The 18,197-nt window shown below is 64.2% G+C and carries 15 protein-coding genes; 8 read left to right on the top strand and 7 right to left on the bottom strand.

Translation table 11 applies throughout. The features are described from left to right. Window positions 1-66: 66 nt before the first annotated feature. The 4 genes from AC1RUR_RS11180 to AC1RUR_RS11195 form a co-directional block, all read right to left on the bottom strand. Window positions 67-933 (bottom strand): beta-keto acid cleavage family enzyme, encoded by an 867-nt coding sequence (locus AC1RUR_RS11180; protein WP_492843758.1) that lies wholly within the window; start codon window positions 931-933, stop codon window positions 67-69. Window positions 934-1,177: 244 nt separating this feature from the next. Further along, a complete protein-coding gene (locus AC1RUR_RS11185) occupies window positions 1,178-1,978 on the bottom strand; it encodes a helix-turn-helix domain-containing protein (protein ID WP_492843760.1) in 801 nt (266 codons plus the stop codon). Window positions 1,979-2,277: 299 nt separating this feature from the next. Next, window positions 2,278-2,934 (bottom strand): glutathione S-transferase family protein, encoded by a 657-nt coding sequence (locus tag AC1RUR_RS11190; RefSeq protein WP_492843762.1) that lies wholly within the window; start codon window positions 2,932-2,934, stop codon window positions 2,278-2,280. After that, window positions 2,934-4,097: an acyl-CoA dehydrogenase family protein gene (locus AC1RUR_RS11195; RefSeq protein WP_492843764.1), complete on the bottom strand. Its 1,164-nt coding sequence runs from the start codon at window positions 4,095-4,097 to the stop codon at window positions 2,934-2,936. Before AC1RUR_RS11195 ends, AC1RUR_RS11190 begins: the two co-directional genes overlap by 1 nt. 164 nt (window positions 4,098-4,261) lie before the next feature. On the opposite strand from AC1RUR_RS11195, the gene AC1RUR_RS11200 reads away from it, so the two are divergent. Both AC1RUR_RS11200 and AC1RUR_RS11205 read left to right on the top strand, forming a co-directional pair. Continuing rightward, window positions 4,262-5,032 (top strand): helix-turn-helix transcriptional regulator, encoded by a 771-nt coding sequence (locus AC1RUR_RS11200; RefSeq protein WP_492843766.1) that lies wholly within the window; start codon window positions 4,262-4,264, stop codon window positions 5,030-5,032. 123 nt (window positions 5,033-5,155) lie between these two features. Further along, window positions 5,156-5,893, top strand: a complete 738-nt coding sequence (locus AC1RUR_RS11205; RefSeq protein ID WP_492843768.1) for a sterol desaturase family protein — start codon at window positions 5,156-5,158, stop codon at window positions 5,891-5,893. A gap of 9 nt (window positions 5,894-5,902) precedes the next feature. On the opposite strand, the gene AC1RUR_RS11210 is transcribed toward AC1RUR_RS11205, so the two are convergent. Beyond that, window positions 5,903-7,039, bottom strand: a complete 1,137-nt coding sequence (locus tag AC1RUR_RS11210) for an acyl-CoA dehydrogenase family protein (protein ID WP_492843770.1) — start codon at window positions 7,037-7,039, stop codon at window positions 5,903-5,905. 269 nt (window positions 7,040-7,308) lie between these two features. On the opposite strand from AC1RUR_RS11210, the gene AC1RUR_RS11215 reads away from it, so the two are divergent. The 3 genes from AC1RUR_RS11215 (at window position 7,309) to AC1RUR_RS11225 (ending at window position 11,421) form a co-directional block, all read left to right on the top strand. Beyond that, a complete protein-coding gene (locus AC1RUR_RS11215) occupies window positions 7,309-8,859 on the top strand; it encodes an acyl-CoA synthetase (RefSeq protein WP_492843772.1) in 1,551 nt (516 codons plus the stop codon). A gap of 71 nt (window positions 8,860-8,930) precedes the next feature. Then, window positions 8,931-10,154 (top strand): ABC transporter substrate-binding protein, encoded by a 1,224-nt coding sequence (locus AC1RUR_RS11220; protein WP_492843774.1) that lies wholly within the window; start codon window positions 8,931-8,933, stop codon window positions 10,152-10,154. A gap of 286 nt (window positions 10,155-10,440) precedes the next feature. Beyond that, window positions 10,441-11,421: a hypothetical protein gene (locus AC1RUR_RS11225; RefSeq protein ID WP_492843776.1), complete on the top strand. Its 981-nt coding sequence runs from the start codon at window positions 10,441-10,443 to the stop codon at window positions 11,419-11,421. A gap of 3 nt (window positions 11,422-11,424) precedes the next feature. Here the strand turns inward: AC1RUR_RS11225 and AC1RUR_RS11230 are convergent, their stop codons facing one another. Then, the gene (locus AC1RUR_RS11230) at window positions 11,425-12,951 is read right to left on the bottom strand and encodes a glycosyltransferase family 2 protein (protein ID WP_492843778.1); all 1,527 of its coding nucleotides are present in this window, start codon (window positions 12,949-12,951) and stop codon (window positions 11,425-11,427) included. Window positions 12,952-13,007: 56 nt separating this feature from the next. Continuing rightward, entirely contained in the window at window positions 13,008-13,769 is a 762-nt protein-coding gene (locus AC1RUR_RS11235) for a helix-turn-helix transcriptional regulator (RefSeq protein ID WP_492843780.1), read from the bottom strand. Window positions 13,770-13,956: 187 nt separating this feature from the next. Here AC1RUR_RS11235 and AC1RUR_RS11240 point away from each other — a divergent pair, with 187 nt between their 5' ends. The 3 genes from AC1RUR_RS11240 to AC1RUR_RS11250 all read left to right on the top strand — a co-directional run bounded on the left by AC1RUR_RS11240 (window position 13,957) and on the right by AC1RUR_RS11250 (window position 18,034). Then, a complete protein-coding gene (locus AC1RUR_RS11240) occupies window positions 13,957-16,221 on the top strand; it encodes a marine proteobacterial sortase target protein (protein ID WP_492843782.1) in 2,265 nt (754 codons plus the stop codon). 95 nt (window positions 16,222-16,316) lie between these two features. Next, window positions 16,317-16,886: a class GN sortase gene (locus tag AC1RUR_RS11245; RefSeq protein ID WP_492843784.1), complete on the top strand. Its 570-nt coding sequence runs from the start codon at window positions 16,317-16,319 to the stop codon at window positions 16,884-16,886. A gap of 155 nt (window positions 16,887-17,041) precedes the next feature. Next, a complete protein-coding gene (locus AC1RUR_RS11250; protein WP_492843786.1) occupies window positions 17,042-18,034 on the top strand; it encodes a glycosyltransferase family 2 protein in 993 nt (330 codons plus the stop codon). Window positions 18,035-18,197 lie beyond the last annotated feature (163 nt).

Consider the following 18,197-nt stretch of genomic DNA (forward strand, 5'->3'; position numbering starts at 1 on the left):
AGATTGCATCTGCGGAAAGATTCTGGATTGCTTCGCTTCGCTCGCAATGACGGGTGAGGCGATACCTTACCTGTTCGTCCCAAAGATCTTCCGTGCCTCGGCGGGGCTCGCGATCTCGCGGCCGGCGCGGCGGGCGCAGGCGGCAATGGCCTCGATCAGCTGGCCGTTCGACGTCACCTTCTTGCCGTCGGCGAGATAGAAGGCGTCCTCGAGACCGGTACGGAGATGACCGCCGAGCTCGGCGCAGCGCTGGTGCAACGGCCAGATCTCTTCGCGGCCGATCGCGGTGACCTGGAATTGCGCCTCGGGGCGCTTCAGCTTGATCAGGATCGGCAGCAGATCGGGATCAGCAGGCATGCCGGACGCCACACCCATCACGAAGTTATATTCGAGCGGGCCCCTGTACAGGCCGACCTGGTGGTACATGCCGACGCAACGCACGATGCCGACGTCGAAGCATTCGAATTCGGGGATGGTGCCGACCGCGTTCATGACGTCGAGATAGTCCTTCACCTTCTCGACCGCGTTGTCGAACATCATCGGCGGCCAGGCCCAGGTGTTGTCGGCCTTGACCTTCAGATAATTCAGCGAGCCGGCGTTGCAGGCGGCGATCTCCGGCTTCGTCTCACGGATGCAGTCGAGTGCGCCAGAGTAGTTCGGACCCGACACGCCCGAGGTGTGGTTGATGATCACGCCGGGGCAGGCCTCGCGGATCGCCTGCTGGATCTCCTTGCTGACCGCGACCTCCCAGGACGGCAGGTGCCCCTTGTCCGGCGCCTGCTGGCGCAGATGGATGTGCATGATGGATGCGCCGGCATCGAACGCAGCCTTGGCCTCGCGCGCCATCTGCTCGGGCGTGACGGGCACGTTGTGCTGCTTGGGGTCGGTGAGCACGCCGTTCAGCGCGCAAGTGATGACGGCCTTGTCGCTCATGCCTTGACGCTCATGACTTGGATATCTCGCACGTTGATCATTCAACGCTTGCGATCATGTGACGCGCGACATGCGGCTTCTTGCGCGGAGAAGCTGGAAGGCACGGCTATCGTAGGGTGGGCAAAGCGACTTGTCCGCCGTAGCTCGAAGAGCGAAGGCGGAAGCGTGCCCACCATCCTTGCCAATTGCCGAAAGGTGGTGGGCACGGCGCAAGAGCGCCTTTGCCCACCCTACGAGAGCGAGCCTAGCTCGCTTCCGCCAGCCGCACCGTCTCGGTGCTGCGATAAATCGCAAGATCCCGCGAGCCGACGAAGATCGCGCGCGGTTTCAATCCGTAGAAGCGGCGGATCGAGTGGCTGAAATGCGTCGAGTCGGGATAGCCGATATCCTGCGCGAGATGGGCGAGGTTGAGGTCCTGGTTGGCGAAGTGCAACAGGTGCCGCGCGCGCTTCCAGGCGCGGAAGGAGCGGAACGAGATGCCGGTCTCCTCCTTGAACAGATGCAGGAAGCGCGAGGCCGACAGACCTGCTTCGGCTGCACATGTATCCGCCGTCACCGGCTCGCCGGAGAAGCGACCGATGCGCGCGACGGCACGCATCACCCGCGGGTCGAGCACACGGCGCGGCAGTGCTTCGCCAAAACACATCTCGTCGAATTCGGCGGTGGTGATGTCGCCGTAGCGGCGCTGGCGCAGCAGTGCGTAAGCCGCAAGGATCTTTCGGGCATAGACGGCCCGGTCGGGTCCGGTCAGCCGTTCGGCCAGGGCCTCGATCACGCCATCCGGCATGCTCTCCGGCTCGAGCGTCACGCTGATTGCAGTGCGGTAGTCGCCGGCAATGGAATGCCGCTGGTTCGGCAGGGTGACGAACAGCTCGCCGGTGGCGAGGACGTCGTCGATGGTCAGGTGCAGGCTGCCCTTCACGGCCACATAGACATGGCAGCAGCCGGGCGTCCGCTTGCGGGGGCGGCCAAGCAGGCCGGCATAAAACACCCGCTCCGGCGTGATCAGCATCAGATGGTCGGATTCGCGACCGTTATCTTCCATTGGGGGTCCTCCTCGCGCGGCTCTGTGGCCGCTGCGGACGGGGGTCACCTTAGCGGAAATTTGGGCGCTGTCACGACGGGATAGCGCTGTCACGGGACGCAATAAAGGGCAGTCCGGGAGGGCCGCAGGACGAGCCCGGAACTTTTCAGCAATTGTCGTCCTGGACAAGCGCAGCGAAGCGGAGCGCCGATCCAGGACCCATTACCCCAGGGAGAAGTCGCCGCACGAAGCTGGCAATCATGAGTCCTCGCCAAACCACTCCCTGGGGTAATAGGTCCTGGCTTTCGCCAGGACGACCACTACGCCCTCACCCGCGGCGCAACATTCTGCTCGGCGCCGGCCTGTTGCTCTGCCGCGACCGCCCGCTTGAACCCCTCGCGTTGCTGCAAGCGCGCCCAATAGGCTGCGACATTTGGCCCGAAGTCCTTGGCGAGGCCGATATTGTCGGCAAGGCGGAGCGCATAGCCGATCACGATGTCGGCGGCGGTAAAGCGGCCGGCGCACAAGGTTTCGGCATTCGCGGTCGCTGCCTCGACGGCGCGCAGTCTCCCCAGGAACCATTTTGCGTAGTCGGTGGCGACCTGCGGATTGCGGCGCTCCTCGGGCTCGAGCTGGGTGTAGCGGAGCACCAGCGTTTGCGGGAAGGTTAACGTGGCGTCGCTGAAATACATCCAGTTCAGGAACGCGCCATAGGCGGGATCCTCGGGACCAACCATCAGCGGCGTCGGGCCGTGCTTGATGCCGAGATAGTGGCAGATGCCAGAGGATTCCGTCATCTTTGTCTCGCCGTCGACCATGAAGGGAATGGTGCCGAGCGGATTGAGCGCAAGATACTCCTTGGCGAAGACCCGCGGCGGGAACGGCAGCATCTTCAACTCATACGGCAGCCCCATTTCCTCCAGCATCCAGAGCGGACGGAACGAGCGCGCGGCGTCGCAGTGATAGAGCGTGATCATCAGGCGTTTCCCCTACTCCCGGGCAGCGTTCCCATCATCTTGCACAGGACCATCAGCATGACCTCGTCGGCGCCGCCGCCGATCGAGGTCAGGCGGCTGTCGCGATAGGCGCGGCTGACCGGCGTCTCGTTGGTAAAGCCCATTCCGCCCCAATATTGCAAGCAGGCATCGGTCAGCTCGCGGCCGAGCCGGCCGGCCTTCAGCTTGGCCATGGTCGCGAGCTTCGTCACGTCTTCGCCGGCCACCAGCTGCTCGGCGGCGCGATAGATCAGCGCGCGCAGCAGCTCGACCTCGGTCTGCATCTCCGCGAGCTTGAAGTGCACGACCTGGTTGTCGAGGATGCTTTGGCCGAAGGCTTTCCGGTTGCGGGTATACTCGATGGTCTCGTTGATGATGTATTCGTGCGCCTTCAGGCAGGCCGCCGCGCCCCACAGCCGCTCTTCCTGGAACTGGATCATCTGGTAGGTGAAGCCCTTGCCCTCCTCGCCGATCCGGTTGCGCTTGGGCACACGGACATTGTCGAAGAAGATCTGCGCGGTATCGGACGAGCGCATGCCCATCTTGTCGAGCTTTCGCGCGACCGTGACACCCTCGCTCTTCATGGGCACGCAGATCAGCGACTTGTTGCGGTGAACCGGCCCGTCGCCGGTGTTGGCGAGCAGGCAGATCCAGTCGGCCTGAGTGCCGTTGGTGATCCACATCTTGCCGCCATTGATGACGTAATCGTCGCCGTCGGACCGCGCATTGGTCTTGATCGAGGCGACGTCCGAACCCGCGCCGGGCTCGGAGACGCCGATGCAGGCGACATAGTCGCCAGAGATCGAGGGGCCGAGAAACTCGCGCCGCACCTCATCCGAACCGAACCGCGCCAGCGCCGGGGTCGCCATGTCGGTCTGCACGCCGATGGCCATCGGCACGCCGCCGCAAGTGATCGCGCCCAGTTCCTCCGCCATCATCAGCGCATAGGAATAGTCGAGCCCGGAGCCGCCGAATTCGACCGGCTTGTTCAATCCGAGGAAACCGAGACGGCCCATCTTCTTGAACAGCTCATGCGCCGGGAAGATGTCGGCCTTCTCCCATTCATCGACATGAGGATTGATTTCGTTGGCGATGAACTTTTGCAGGCTCCGGCGGATCTCGTCGTGGTCGGCGGTAAACAGCATGAATCGCAATTCTCCTCGTGGGAATGACGATGCCGAAAACGGGCACGCTCCACTTGCGCGGAGTGGCTGTCCGGCGGCGGGGCAAGCTGGTCGCGAAGCAGGTTTCAGCCTAGGATAGAGCAAAGCCGCCCGTCGCGGGACCGGCATCATGCGAGAGCGGCAAGTTGCGGGGCGCGAAGACGGCCAATCCCAAGCAGCGCAAGGCGAACGCCCCGGCGGACGCGTCGAACCTGGACCTGAAAGCCTGGATCGAAGCGCTGAGCGCGGTCCCGACGGGACCGATGACGGATGAGCGGATCCTCGCTTGGGTGGAGGGACCGCTGCGCCGCTTCCTCCCGTTCGAGCGCTTCCTCGGAAGCTACGGCCGTCTCTCCGGCGGCCGCATCCGGATGCGCAGCCTCGTGACGTCGGGCCATGAGCCCGACTTCATCGCGAGCCTGGATGATGCCTTCGACCTGACCGCGCGTGGCTGCTTTGCCTGGTGGGTGCAGAATCGCGCAGCCTTCATCCTCGACCCGGCCGATCCACCGCCCTTCGCAACGAAGCAAGAGCTCGACGAGACCCGGCGGTTCTCGCTCGGCACGATCGCCGCTCACGGCGTCATCGACCCCTTCGCCAATACCGGAACCTATATCAGCTTCTCAGGCATCGGCGCCGATCATCCCGCCCGCACAAGGGCCTCGCTCAATCTGATCGCCCCGGTGCTCCATGCGCTGTTTCTCGCGACCGAGGCGGTGGCGAAGCCGGCGCTCGACCTGTCGAAGCTCACGGAGCGGCAGCGGCAACTGGTCGATCTGGCGGTGATGGGATTGCCGGACAAGACCATCGCGACGCGGCTCGGAATCTCCGAGAACACCGTCGGGAATCATTTCCGCGGCATCTACGAACGGCTCGGCATCACCAGGCGCAGCCAGCTCATCGCCGCGCTGAAATAGGTTCAACGCCCTCTCTAGCACGTACGTGTCATCGACCTCATGGCGGCATCGATGCTGTCATTGCAGCGAACCTGCGCGGCCAAGTCACGTCCGCAGCGCAGGCTCACCGCACAAGGTGACGCCATGACGACCATCGCCCTCACCACGCTCTTCATCTCGCTGTCAGCCGGAGCCTTCATGATCCTGGAGCGGGTCGCACCGGGCCGGGAGCTTCCAAACGCGCCGGGCTGGTACGGCCGCGCCCTGCTGATCACGCTGTGCCAGATCGGGATCACGGTGGAAACCGGAAGGCTGTGGCGTCATCTGTCGGACGGTGCCTCGCTGTTCAATCTCGATCGATTGCAGCCCCCGGTGCTGGAAGGCTTTGTCGCCTGGCTGATCGCGACGTTCTTCTTCTACTGGTGGCACCGGGTTCGCCATTTGAATGGATGGTGGGTGCTGTTTCACCAGGTTCATCACTCGCCGGTCCGGGTCGAGGCCATCACCTCGTTCTACAAGCACCCGGTCGAGATCATCGCCGACAGTGCGCTTGCCGTCGCCGTGCTCTGTCCGTTGCTGGGCTGCTCGCTGGACGGCGTGATGTGGTGCGCGAGCTTCGCGGCGATCGGCGAGTTCTTCTACCACTCCAACTACAAATCGCCACACTGGCTGAAATACTTCATCCAGACCCCAGAGCTGCATTCGCTGCATCACGAGCTCGACGTTCACGCCGGCAATTACGGCGACCTGCCGATCTGGGACCGGCTGTTCGGCACCTATCGCGACGCCGACGAATTCGCTCCGCAATGCGGCTTTCCGCGCGACAACGAGCGCTATCTGGCGCGGATGCTGCTGTTTCAGGACGTGTATGACCGGAGGTGAACGATTCCGTCACAGCCCCATCTGCCGCGAGGCCAGATCCTTCATGATCTCCTCGGTGCCGCCGCCGATGGCGTTGACCTTGACCTCGCGGTAGATGCGCTCGGCCTTGATGCCGCGCATGAAGCCGGCGCCGCCGAAGATCTGCACGGCTTCCGATGCGCAGAAGGCCATGGTCTGCGTCGCCTGGTTCTTCATCATGCAGATTTCGGCGACCGGGCTCTCGCCCTGCCCGAGCCGCCAGGCCAGCATCTCCAGCATCGCCTGCGACGCCGCGATCTTCTGCGCCATGTCGACGATCTTGTGACGGATGACCTGGTGCTGCGCCAGCGGCTTGCCAAAGGTCTTGCGCTCCTTGGCGTAGGCAGTCGCCTCGTCGAGGCAGACGCGCGCGAAGGCGGTGCAGCTCGCCGCCATGCCCATGCGCTCGCTGTTGAAGTTCTGCATGATGATCTTGAAGCCCTGCCCCTCCTCGCCGATCAGGTTTTCGGCCGGCACGCGGCAGTCGTCGAAATGCAGCGTCGCGGTGTCGGACGCCCACCAGCCCATCTTCTTCAGCCTCGTGCGCGACAGGCCGGGCGTGTCGCCCTCGATCAGCAGCAGGCTGACGCCGCCGGCGCCCTCGCCGCCGGTGCGCACTGCAACGGTCAGATAGTCCGCGCGCACGCCCGAGGTGATGAAGGTCTTCTCGCCGCTCACGACGTAGTGATCGCCGTCACGCCGCGCCCTGGTGCGAAGGCCCGCAACATCCGAACCGCCACCCGGTTCGGTGATGGCGAGCGCGGAGATCTTCTCACCAGCGAGCACCTGCGGCAGCACGCGCGCCTTGACCTCGGGGCGCGCCGCACGCGCGATCGGCGGCGAACCGATGGTGTGGCTCATCAGGCTCGCGCTGACCCCGCCGGCACCGGCCCGCGCCAGCTCCTGGCTCGCCACGATCTTCATGAACTGGTCGGCGGCGATGCCGCCATATTCCTCGGGAAATCCGAGCCCCAACAGGCCGATCTCCGCCGCCTTGCGATAGAGCGCGCGGGGGAATTCGCCGGCCTCGTCCCATTCATGGGCAAAAGGCGCGATCTCCTTCTCGACGAAGCGGCGCATCACGTCGCGGAAGGCATCGTGCTCGGCGGTATAGAACGGGCTCTTCATTGCGCTTTCGCCTCGCTGATGGCGATTCTTCTCATTCACCATGGCCGGAACATCGGCCGCTCACTTGCGCGGAGTGGCTGGCCGATGGAGCCGCCCCGATCAGGTCACGACCTAGCAACTCAACGCAAGACGATTTTCGCACCTCGCAGGCCAACTCCGGATCAAAAAAGACGTGCTGCACAAAACTCCGGCTGGCCCCCCAGGGCCACGCCGGGCATGGTGCGCGGCAATAAGAACGCAGGCGGCACAAGACCGCCGAGGGAGGTTTTTTGGCCGTTCGTTACTACGACTGGATCGCGCATCATGGCCGCCGCACGCCGAACAAGGTTGCGGTCATCGACCTCGCCGGCGACCGCCGCTTTTCCTATTCGCATCTCGACGCCCGCGTCTCGCGCCTTGCTTCATTCCTGCGGCACACGCTGAAGGTCGCGCGCGGCGACCGCGTCGCGGTGCTGGCGCTGAACACGACCGATACGCTGGAGGTGCAGTTCGCCTGCGGGCGGCTGGGTGCGATCTTCGTGCCGCTGAACACCCGCCTCACCGTTCCCGAGCTCCAGTTCATCACCGCTGACTGCGCGCCTGTTGTGATGATCCACGACACCGATCTCGCCGAGACGGCGCTGAGCGTCGCCAGACTCTGCGGCATCGCGACCAGCCTGCTGCTCGGTCCCGGCGGAACCTATGAGGCCGGCATCGCCGCCGCAAAGCCGCTCGACCGGATCGAGGAAGTCACCCTCGATGACGTCTCGACCATCATGTACACATCCGGCACCACGGGTCATCCGAAGGGCGCGACCATCACCCACGGCATGACTTTCTGGAATTGCGTCAATCTCGGCGGCCCCGCCTGCATCGGGCCTGCCTCGGTGCTACTCACCGTGCTGCCGCTGTTTCACACCGGCGGGCTCAACTGCTACACCAATCCGGTGCTGCATGCCGGCGGCACCGTGATGATCATGCGCGCCTTCGATCCCGGCACGGCACTCGGCCTGATCGACGATCCCGCCCAGGGCATCAACGTGTTCTTCGGCGTGCCTGCGATCTACCAGTTCATGGCGCAGCATCCCGCCTTCGCAACGACCGACCTGACGCGGCTGATCGTCGGCGGTGTCGGTGGCGCACCGATGCCGGTGCCGCTGCTGAAAGTCTGGGAGGCGCGTGGCGTCGCGCTCCAGCAGGGCTATGGCATGACCGAGACCTCACCGGCGGTGCTGGTGCTCGATCGCGAGGACGCCGCGCGAAAGGCCGGCTCCGCCGGCAAGCCGGTGCTGCACACCGAGGTGCGAATCGTGCGGCCCGACGGCAGCGATGCCGATGTCGGCGAACTCGGTGAGCTCTGGGTGAAGGGCCCGAACATCACGCCGGGCTACTGGAACCGGCCGGAGGCGAACAAGACCTCCTTCACCGACGGCTGGCTGCACACCGGCGATGCGACGCGCGTCGACGAGGAAGGCTTCTACTACATCGTCGACCGCTGGAAGGACATGTACATCTCCGGCGGCGAGAACGTCTATCCGGCCGAGGTCGAGAACGTCCTGCATCAACTCACGGCGGTTGCCGAGGCCGCCGTGATCGGCGTCCCCGACGCGCAATGGGGCGAAGTGGGCCTCGCCATCGTCGCGGTCAAGCAGGGCCAGTTGCTGACCGAAGCCGATGTCTTCGCGCACTGCGCGGCCAATCTCGCGCGCTTCAAATGCCCACGGCAGATCCGCTTCGTCACGGCGCTGCCGCGCAACGCGACCGGCAAGATCCACAAGCCGACCTTGCGCAAGGAGTTTTCGATAGCCTCGGAAGTCGACAAGAAGGTCGCCAATTCCTGATCGAAGCGCCCCTTGCGGGCGCTTTTGTTTTGAAGTGCCTGCTCCACCCACGAGAAACCCAAGGAATTTCCATGAAAAACAAGAAACTCTCCCTGATTGCCGCAGCGACAGCCCTGACATTGCTTTCGGTTCAAGGTGCCTATGCGCAGAAGAAATACGACACCGGCGCCAGCGACACCGAGATCAAGATCGGCAATGTCGAGGCCTATTCCGGCCCCGCCTCAGCCTACGGCATCATCGGCAAGACCGAAGAGGCCTACCTCAAGATGATCAACGACCAGGGCGGCATCAACGGCCGCAAGATCAACTGGATCTCCTATGACGACGGCTATTCGCCGCCCAAGACCGTGGAGCAGGTCCGCAAGCTGATCGAGAGCGACGAGGTGTTCCTGGTGTTCAACGCGCTGGGCACGCCCACCCAGACCGCCGTGCAGAAATATCACAACGCCAAGAAGGTGCCGCAGCTGTTCCTCGCCACCGGCGCCAGCAAGTGGAACGACCCCAAGGGCTTCCCCTGGACGATGGGCTTCCAACCGAGCTACCGGGTCGAGGCGCGGATCTTCGCCAAGTACATCCTTCAGACCAAGCCCGACGCCAAGGTCGCGATCTTTTATGCCAATGACGATTTCGGCAAGGACTACGTCGCCGGCATCAAGGAGATCTTCGGCGACAAGGCGTCCTCGCTGATCGTCGCCGAAGAGAGCTACGAGACCACCGAGCCCTCGATCGATTCCCATATTGTGAAACTGAAGGGCACCGGCGCCAACGTCCTGGTCAACATCTCGACGCCGAAATTCGCGGCCCAGGCGATCAAGAAGATCGCCGAGCTGGAATGGAAGCCGATGCACGTGATGACCGACGTGTCGATCTCCATCGGCGCGGTCATGCAGCCGGCGGGCCTGGAAGCGTCCGAAGGGGTCCTGTCGGCGACCTACCTGAAAGATGCCTCGGATCCGCAGTGGAAGAATGATGAAGGCATGAAGAAGTTCATCGCCTTCATCGACAAGTACATGCCGGGCGCCAACGTCTCCGACACCAATCTCGTCTACGGCTATGCCGCCGCGCAGACCCTGGTCCAGACGCTGAAGCAGTGCGGCGACGAGCTGACGCGGGAGAACGTGATGAAGCAGGCGGCGAGCCTGAAGGACTTTACGCCCGACACGCTGATCCCCGGCATCAAGATCAACACCGGCGCCAACGACTTCGCCCCGATCGAGCAGCTCAAGATGATCCGGTTCAAGGCTGGCCAATGGGAGCTGTTCGGCGATATCATCAGCGCCGAAACCGGAGGCTAGCTCCTCGCGCATGTCCCAGTCCAAGCATCCGGAGCCGTCCCCTGCAGGGACGGCTCCGCGCCAGGGTGAGACGGAGGCCGAAAGGCCTTTTTTCTTTCTCCACATCCGCAAGACCGCCGGCGTCTCGCTGCGGGGCCTTCTGGCCAACCGTTTCCCCGCCGACAGGATCCTGTTTCAGGCCCATTCGGTCAGCGGTCCCGAGCTGCCGGGTGACGCGCTGTTTGCGACCGGTCATGTCGCGTTCGACTATGCCGCACGCTTCAGCATAGCGCCGACGATCTTCGCGGTGCTGCGCGAGCCGATCGCGCGGTGCGTATCCGCCTACGATTTCTTTCAGAGCCACAGCGAGGAATTCTTTCGAAACCTCTCGACCGAGCTGAGCGCGGAAGACTATCAGGGCCGCAGGCGGTTCCAGGATCGCGCCCGCGAACTCGGTCCGGCGCGCTTTCTGGCCGAGGAGGAGAGGCTGGCGCGCTTCTGGCTCGCAAACGTGCAGACGCGGCAACTGGCCGGCACAGACTTCATCGATCATCCCGACGACGATCCGCGGATGCTGGACGCCGCCCTGGAAAACCTCGCACGGACTGACCTCGCCGGCATCCTCGAACGTGAGCAGGAGACACTGCAACTGCTGGGGCGGATGATGCGCTGGGGGGCGCTTGGCCCCTTGCCCCACCTCAATCGTACACCGCAATCGAACCGTTCGGCGCTGGACGCTCGCTCCCGTCATATCCTGCAGTCCTGGAATGCGCTGGACCTGCGGCTCTATGCCGAGGCAAGCCATCTGTTCGAACAGAAGCTGCGGACATTGCCCAACGAAGCCGGTGGTGCGACGCTTGCGACATCGCTCGCGGCTGGCCGCTTCGCGCCCGATCGGCCGCTGCATGGGCATGGCTGGCACGAACGGGAATATTTCGAGGGTCGCTGGCTTTGCTGGAATTCGGCGTCCATCGCGACGCTGAGCCTGCGAGCGACGACGGCGCGGCCTTCACGATTCAGATGCCTGCTGTCTCATGTCTTCAGTGCCCCTGCACTTGACCGGCTCGGAATCGAGATCAACGGCCAGGCCCTCGGTCTGCACAAGCGCGCCACCAGCGACGGCATCCTCATCGAGAGCGAGATCCCTGCGAGCACATGGAGCGCGGATCCGCAGCGCGCCATGCTGACCTTCCGATGTCCCGTCATGGGCAGCCCGCGCGATCTCGATCCGGCGTCACAGGACGTGCGTCAACTCGGTTTTGCCGTCGCCTGGATCGAGCTGAATTGAAGATCAACCTGCGATGGTGATTGCGGGTCCATCGCCTGCGCCGACGCCCCGCTCCAGCGGACCTTCGGCGCCCTGACCGACGTCGATGGCCACCACCGAAAGGCCAAGACGGCGCGAATCGCCGATCCCCCTGAACACGGGACACACCCATGCGAGGGTGGCGATGCCGGACGGCGGCAGATCGAGGCTCAGCGTATAGCCATCGCGACCAATCACGATCGCCGAGGCATCGATGCGCGCTCCATCGAGATAGAAACACGTACCGATCTTCTCGAGGGGCGCGCGGAGAGCGGGGCTTCGGATGTGCACGATGTTGCGGCCCGCAGCACCCTTGAGGCGGACGGCGGCCTGCGGCTCGCTCCAGCGGAAGGTGTGACCGGCGGAGGATTCCACAGCATGAAATCCGATCTGCGCGAGAACCTGATCCCCAAGGGGCTTGGCAACGAGCCCTCGGCTGCGACGACCGCGACGGATGCAGTCGAGTCTCTGAAACCGGATCAGTGCTGCAATGTAACCCCTCATCCATCGTGCGACGGCTTCGCTCGACCCCACCGCCGCCAGCACGGTCAGGACAGCGCGCGCATACACGGCCGCCAGCCGCGCCGCCGCAGATGCGGGAAGAGCGCCGAACAGCGCCGGCTCGGCCCAGCGCCGGAATGCACGCAGCTTCTCGCCAGGTTGCTTCCAGCCCCGTCCCGCGAGACTGTAGCTCACGAGCGCATTCAAGGCCTCGCGCGCGAGCGAGGTGTCGAAGCCGGCCCAATCGTTCCATTCGATCGGTATTTCGAGCAGCTCGCTGCCGGGATCGCGGCGCTCCTCGCTGAGATAGCGGATCTCGCCTTGCACGAAATCAAGCGTGAATTTCTTCAATTCGTCGAGCTGGCCGATGTAGTAGTGATGGAAGCGCGCCTCGTCCAGATAACCGATGGTGTAGCCGCGCGCATAATATCCGGCGGCGAGCACCCATTCAGCGAAATGGCCGAGTTCTTCGCGCAAGCCCCCGCACTCCTCGTAGACCTCACGCCGCGTGACGAAGCACTGATCCAGCACCTTGCGCCAGGGATGCTGATTCATGCCGAACTCGATATCGGCCTGGTACATCGCGGCCTCCGCCTCCGACAGGCGATTGTGGCAGATCGGCACCGATCGGCAGGAAAAGCCCGCCCAGTCGGGATGATCATCGATCGCGCGGATGCAGAGCTCGATCACGTCCGGCTCGGGCCGGCAATGCGATTCCGTGAAGAACAGATGGCTGCCGCGAGCCCTGGTCGCGCCGAACGCACAGAGCCCGATGTCGTGCTCGGAATCGGTGAATTCGAGGCGCGCCCTGTCGCCGGCGAGCTCGTTCAGCTCTTCGTGCGCCGTGAAATCAGGCGGCACGACCAGGATGATCTCGTAGAGAGACGGATCCGCCGTCTGCGTCGCCCAGCCGAGCCAGGATTGCTCCCACTGCCCGCGGTGATATTCGAGCGGGATGATGACCGAGAACAGCGGAGATCCGCCGCCGAGATTTGCGGGCATGTCCAGCATGACGGCCTTATAGACGGATATGCGGCCCCTGCCTGATTATTTTGCGAAGCGCTCGCCTATCCCGGCAGGAACAGGGCGAACGGCTCTTCCACCGTGCGACGCAGATGGCTGCGATACAACGCATGGTTGGCATCATCAGGCGCAACCCGTCCCAAAGACGGCTTCGGAATATTCCTGAGCGGCACGTAGGCAATGGGCGCTGCGATCGGCGTGAGCTGCGAGCCGGGACCGGCGCGGAGCGTCGAGATGATGCCGTACATCTCGCCGGCGACCGTCGGCCGCGACACCGTGATCACGCGATGCTGGCCGTGCTTGATGATGACGAGATAGATGAAGCCGGACTGATGCGGCACCGCAACCTCGCCGGTGTGCTCATAGGCCGCATCGGTGCGATCGCCCTCGCGGAAGACCAGCGAAGAGATTTTCGGCTCCCACACGATCTCGGTGCGATAGGCGAAGATTGCGTCCTTGTCGCCGAAGGACGGCCGCAGCGTGATGTAGACGTCCTCGAGCCAGGTCACCGCGCGATGCGAATAGGAGCCGAGACTGTCGGGCGCGACATCGTTTGCGGCCGGAGGCGCCGCCACGACGACGCTCTTGCGCAACGACACGCCCAGCGCCTGCTCCAGCCGGACCGTCGTCGCCAGCGTGAACGGGCGGCGACCGCCGAGCACCTTCTCCAGCGTCGACAGGCTGAGCTTGGCCTGTTCGGCCAGCGCCTGCCGGGAGATCCGGCGTCTGGCGAGCTCCTCGCGAATGGTCTCCGCGATCTCGCGGCTCTGCTCGTCCGAAAGCTGCTTGTCGGCCTGCGTCTGCATCGTCAACCCTGCCTTGGGAGCACCATTCTAGCAGGGCGGACAAACCAGCACAAAACCGCACATGGCCACCCCGCCGCGGCCCGCCCCGGGCCGGCCGCGGCGGAACATTGCCGATCATTCTGCTCGCGAAACCGGGCCCTCCCGACGGATGCTGAAGGCCAGCAAACATGCTTCGGGAGCAGGCCAAATGAGCACCTACGACACAGCCGAGGGCGACGAGCACCCCCTGTTGAGCCGGCTGATCAAGGTCGGATTGTTTCTCCTCGCGCAGGGTATCGCGGTGATGCTGGTCGCCTTCGTAGCGCTGCTGGTGAGCTTCGGGACGGGTTGGTCGGCAACGACCGAGCAGGCCAGCCTGCTGCAGTCCGGCGAGGCCAGGTCCGGCAGCCTGCTGCTGAAGGGAGACGGCGCCACCACCGAAGCGATCCGCCTCGGCACCGACGTCGACATCACCGTGTCGGGCCCGACGCTGCGCGCCCGTGTCACCCAGGTGTTCCGCAATCCGACCAAGGACTGGGTCGAGGCCACCTATGTCTATCCGCTCGCGGCCAATGGCGCCGTCGATACGCTGAAGATGGTGGTCGGCGACCGCGTCATCGTGGGCGACATCAAGGAGCGGCAGCAGGCGCGTGCGATCTACGAACAGGCGCGCAGTGCCGGCCAGAAGGCCGCGCTCACCGAGCAGGAGCGGCCCAACATCTTCACCAACTCGGTCGCCAATATCGGCCCCGGCGAAACCGTGATGGTGCAGATCGAATATCAGGAGCCGGTGCATCAATCCGGCAATGAATATTCGCTGCGTGTGCCGCTGGTGGTCGCCCCTCGCTACAATCCGGCGCCGATCGTCCACAGCGTCGACTTCCGTAACGACGGCTCCGGCTGGGGTGCCATCACGTCCGATCCCGTGCCCGACCGCGACCGTATTTCCCCGACGGTGCTGGATCCCGCCAAGACTGCGCCCGTTAACCCGATCAGCATCACCGTGCGCCTGAAGGCCGGCTTTGCGCTCGGCGAGGTCAGGAGCCATCATCATAACGTCAAAACGGAAAGCCCGGACAACGCGACGCGGATCGTCACACTCGCCGACGGCGCGGTACCGGCCGACCGCGATTTCGAACTGACCTGGAAGCCGGCCGCCCAGAAGGCACCGTCAGTCGGCCTGTTTCGCGAGCATGTCGGCGATGCCGATTACCTGCTCGCCTTCGTCACGCCGCCGAGTGCCGAGCAGGCGGCGCAGAAGCCGCTGCCGCGCGAGGTCGTGTTCGTGATCGACAATTCCGGCTCGATGGGCGGCACGTCGATCGTTCAGGCCAAGGCGAGCCTGCTGTATGCGCTCGGACGTTTGCAGCCGGCCGACCGCTTCAACGTCATCCGTTTCGACGACACCATGGACGTGCTGTTTCCGGCCGCCGTGCCGGCGGATGCCGCGCATGTCGGCGAGGCAACCTCGTTCGTCAGCGCGTTGCAGGCGCGCGGCGGCACCGAGATGGTGCCGGCAATGCGGGCTGCGCTGACCGACAAGATCAGTGACACCAACATGGTTCGCCAGGTCGTGTTCCTGACCGACGGTGCGATCGGCAACGAGCAGCAATTGTTCGAGACCATCACGGCGATGCGCGGCCGCTCGCGCGTGTTCATGGTCGGCATCGGCTCCGCGCCCAACACCTATCTGATGACGCGTGCTTCGGAGCTTGGCCGCGGCGCCTTCACCCATATCGGCTCGGTCGAGCAGGTCGAGGAGCGCATGCGCGGCCTGTTCGCCAAGCTGGAAAATCCGGCGGTGACCGGCCTCAGCGCAAGGTTCTCCGACGCCACGGCCGACGTCACTCCAGCCATCATTCCCGACGTCTATCGCGACGAGCCCCTCGTGCTGGCGGCCAAGCTCGACAAGCTCGCAGGCTCGCTCGAGATCAAGGGACGCGTCGGCGACCGTCCGTGGTCGGTGACGCTGCCGTTGCAAAACGCCGCCGAAGGCAAGGGCCTGTCAAAGCTCTGGGCCAGGCGCAAGATCGGCGATGCCGAAGTGGCGCGCACGATGCGCGAGTTGACGCCGGAAGAAGCCGACAAGACGATCCTGGCGCTGGCGCTCGACCATCAGATCGTCACACGACTCACCAGCCTCGTCGCGGTCGACAAGACGCCGAGCCGTCCCGACGGCGCGCCGCTCAAGCTCAGCGAATTGCCGATCAACCTGCCGGCCGGCTGGGATTTCGAGAAGATCTTCGGCGAACGGCCGCAGCAGGTGCCGACACAGTTGCGTGAACGTCATGCCGATGCGCGCAACCAGCCGGCCGTGAGGCGGCCGACACCCGCGGCGCCTGATGCGATCCGCCTGCCCAAGACTGCCACCTCGGCCGAGCTGAAGATGATCGCAGGTCTGGTCCTGATCGTGCTCGCCCTGATCCTGTTCGTGTTCAACCGGCGTCAGCCCTTGCTCACTGACGCTGCTTGAGAGAGGAGCCCCCCGAACTCCTCTGTTAGCGCGCGCGGTCGCCCGTCCCCTACTCAACGGCCGCGCGCGCCTTTTTCTTGCGAGCCTGGAAATAAATGTCCCGCATCGTCGCTCCCCTGGTTCTCGCGGTGATCGGCCTCGTCCTGTTCGGCGACGGCGCCTACACTCACGCAAAAGCCTGGCTCGCGCAGGTGCTGCTGGAGCGCGCATTCGACAGAAGCGTTGCGACGGGCCAGGCGATCAAGCCATGGTCCTGGGCCGACACCTGGCCGATCGCGCGGATCGAGGTGAAACGGATCGGCGCCAGCGCGGTCGTGCTGGAAGGCACGAGCGGCCAGGCGCTCGCCTTCGGGCCCGGCCATCTCAACCAAACGGTTGATGCAGGCGAGCGCGGTGTTGCTGTATACGCCGCACATCGGGACACCCATTTCCGTTTCTTGCGGAATGTTGCCATTGGTGACGTGATCGAGATCACACGCCGAGACGGCAAACACTTTCGCTATCGTGCGGATTCCGCGGCGGTGGTCCGCTTCGATGCATCGGGCATCGATCCCGCGGCACAGGGCTTCGAGCTCGTGCTCGCGACCTGCTGGCCGTTCGACGCCGTCACGTCCGGCCCCGAGCGTTACATTCTGCACGCCACCTTGATTCGAATCACCGGATAGGGCTCCGGCGCGGCCGGCGACGCCTATCGAGTTTCTCAATTTGCGCATCGCGCCGGCGGCATGTCGCGGGGAGCCGCTGAACTGGCGTCGCCGAGCGGAGACCTATAAGAATGCTCGATTGATGCTCCCGCCTGCGATTTTCAGGAAGAATGGTAATGGACGACCAGTTCAAGCAGCGGCTCGAACAGCGCTTGGAACAGCTCGAAAACCGCGTTGCACTGCAGGAAAGGAATCTGGATCTCCTTGCCGCCGGGCAGAGACGCTCGTCGCTTCGAAGCCTCTGGCGGCGTCCTCCGATCTGGACCTTCGAGCAATATCCGCCGCGTCTGCTCAACTTGACGGCCTTCCCGCCTGCGCCGCCGATCCTTTCGAACGCGCCGCGAATCGCCATGGTCACTCCCAGCTACAATCACGCCCAATATCTCGGCGCCACGATCGAGAGCATCGTAAGCCAGGGTTATCCTAATCTGTACTATCACGTGCAGGACGGCGCCTCGATCGACGGAACGCTCGATCTCCTGAAGAGTCGCGGCGACTGCATCAGCTGGAAGAGCGAACCCGACAGGGGGCAGTCCGACGCCATCAATCTGGGCTTCGCCGGCACCGACAGCGAGATCATGGCATACCTGAACAGCGACGACATGCTGCTGCCCGGGACGCTTGCCTACGTCGCCAACTACTTCACGTTGCATCCGCATGTCGACATCGTCTACGGCCATCGCGTCTTCGTCGATCGCGAGGGTCTCGAGGTCGGACGTGCCGTGCTGCCGCCCCATGACGGCAAGGCGTTGCAATATGCCGATTATATTCCGCAGGAGACGATGTTCTGGCGCAGGCGCGTGTGGGACACGATCGGGCCGATCGACGAGAACTTCCATTATGCAATGGACTGGGACTTCATCTTGCGGACCCAGGCCGCGGGATTCAAATTCGTGCGCCTGCCGCGATTTCTCGCCTGCTTCCGAATCCATGATGCCCAGAAGACGGCCGCAACCTACGCCATCGGTGTCAAGGAGATGGGCATCCTGCGACGCCGCGTTCTCGGGTTCGATCCGACACAGCTGCAAATCCGCCGCGCCATCGCGCCTTATCTCATGCGGCAACTGGCCTATCATTATGGCTACAGGCTGGGGCTCTTGCGATATTGAGCGACAACACGGGCCCTGATTCGAATTCGTCAATCATGGCAGCGATCACCAACGCTTGACGAGCGAACATTCCATCGCGCGGCATACCACTCACGCAGTTGCCACCCCAAAGAACTCGCCATAGAAGAGAGTGACGCGCCATCAAGAAGAACAACAGGTGAGG

Source organism: Bradyrhizobium sp. GW821-FHT12B03, assembly GCF_058807535.1.

Bases quoted from the DNA above. Each gene is read 5' to 3' on its own strand.
- AC1RUR_RS11180 (WP_492843758.1), bottom strand. From the start codon at position 933: ATGAGCGACAAGGCCGTCATCACTTGCGCGCTGAACGGCGTGCTCACC.
- AC1RUR_RS11185 (WP_492843760.1), bottom strand. From the start codon at position 1,978: ATGGAAGATAACGGTCGCGAATCCGACCATCTGATGCTGATCACGCCG.
- AC1RUR_RS11190 (WP_492843762.1), bottom strand. From the start codon at position 2,934: ATGATCACGCTCTATCACTGCGACGCCGCGCGCTCGTTCCGTCCGCTC.
- AC1RUR_RS11195 (WP_492843764.1), bottom strand. From the start codon at position 4,097: ATGCTGTTTACCGCCGACCACGACGAGATCCGCCGGAGCCTGCAAAAG.
- AC1RUR_RS11205 (WP_492843768.1), top strand. From the start codon at position 5,156: ATGACGACCATCGCCCTCACCACGCTCTTCATCTCGCTGTCAGCCGGA.
- AC1RUR_RS11210 (WP_492843770.1), bottom strand. From the start codon at position 7,039: ATGAAGAGCCCGTTCTATACCGCCGAGCACGATGCCTTCCGCGACGTG.
- AC1RUR_RS11220 (WP_492843774.1), top strand. From the start codon at position 8,931: ATGAAAAACAAGAAACTCTCCCTGATTGCCGCAGCGACAGCCCTGACA.
- AC1RUR_RS11230 (WP_492843778.1), bottom strand. From the start codon at position 12,951: ATGCTGGACATGCCCGCAAATCTCGGCGGCGGATCTCCGCTGTTCTCG.
- AC1RUR_RS11235 (WP_492843780.1), bottom strand. From the start codon at position 13,769: ATGCAGACGCAGGCCGACAAGCAGCTTTCGGACGAGCAGAGCCGCGAG.
- AC1RUR_RS11240 (WP_492843782.1), top strand. From the start codon at position 13,957: ATGAGCACCTACGACACAGCCGAGGGCGACGAGCACCCCCTGTTGAGC.
- AC1RUR_RS11245 (WP_492843784.1), top strand. From the start codon at position 16,317: ATGTCCCGCATCGTCGCTCCCCTGGTTCTCGCGGTGATCGGCCTCGTC.
- AC1RUR_RS11250 (WP_492843786.1), top strand. From the start codon at position 17,042: ATGGACGACCAGTTCAAGCAGCGGCTCGAACAGCGCTTGGAACAGCTC.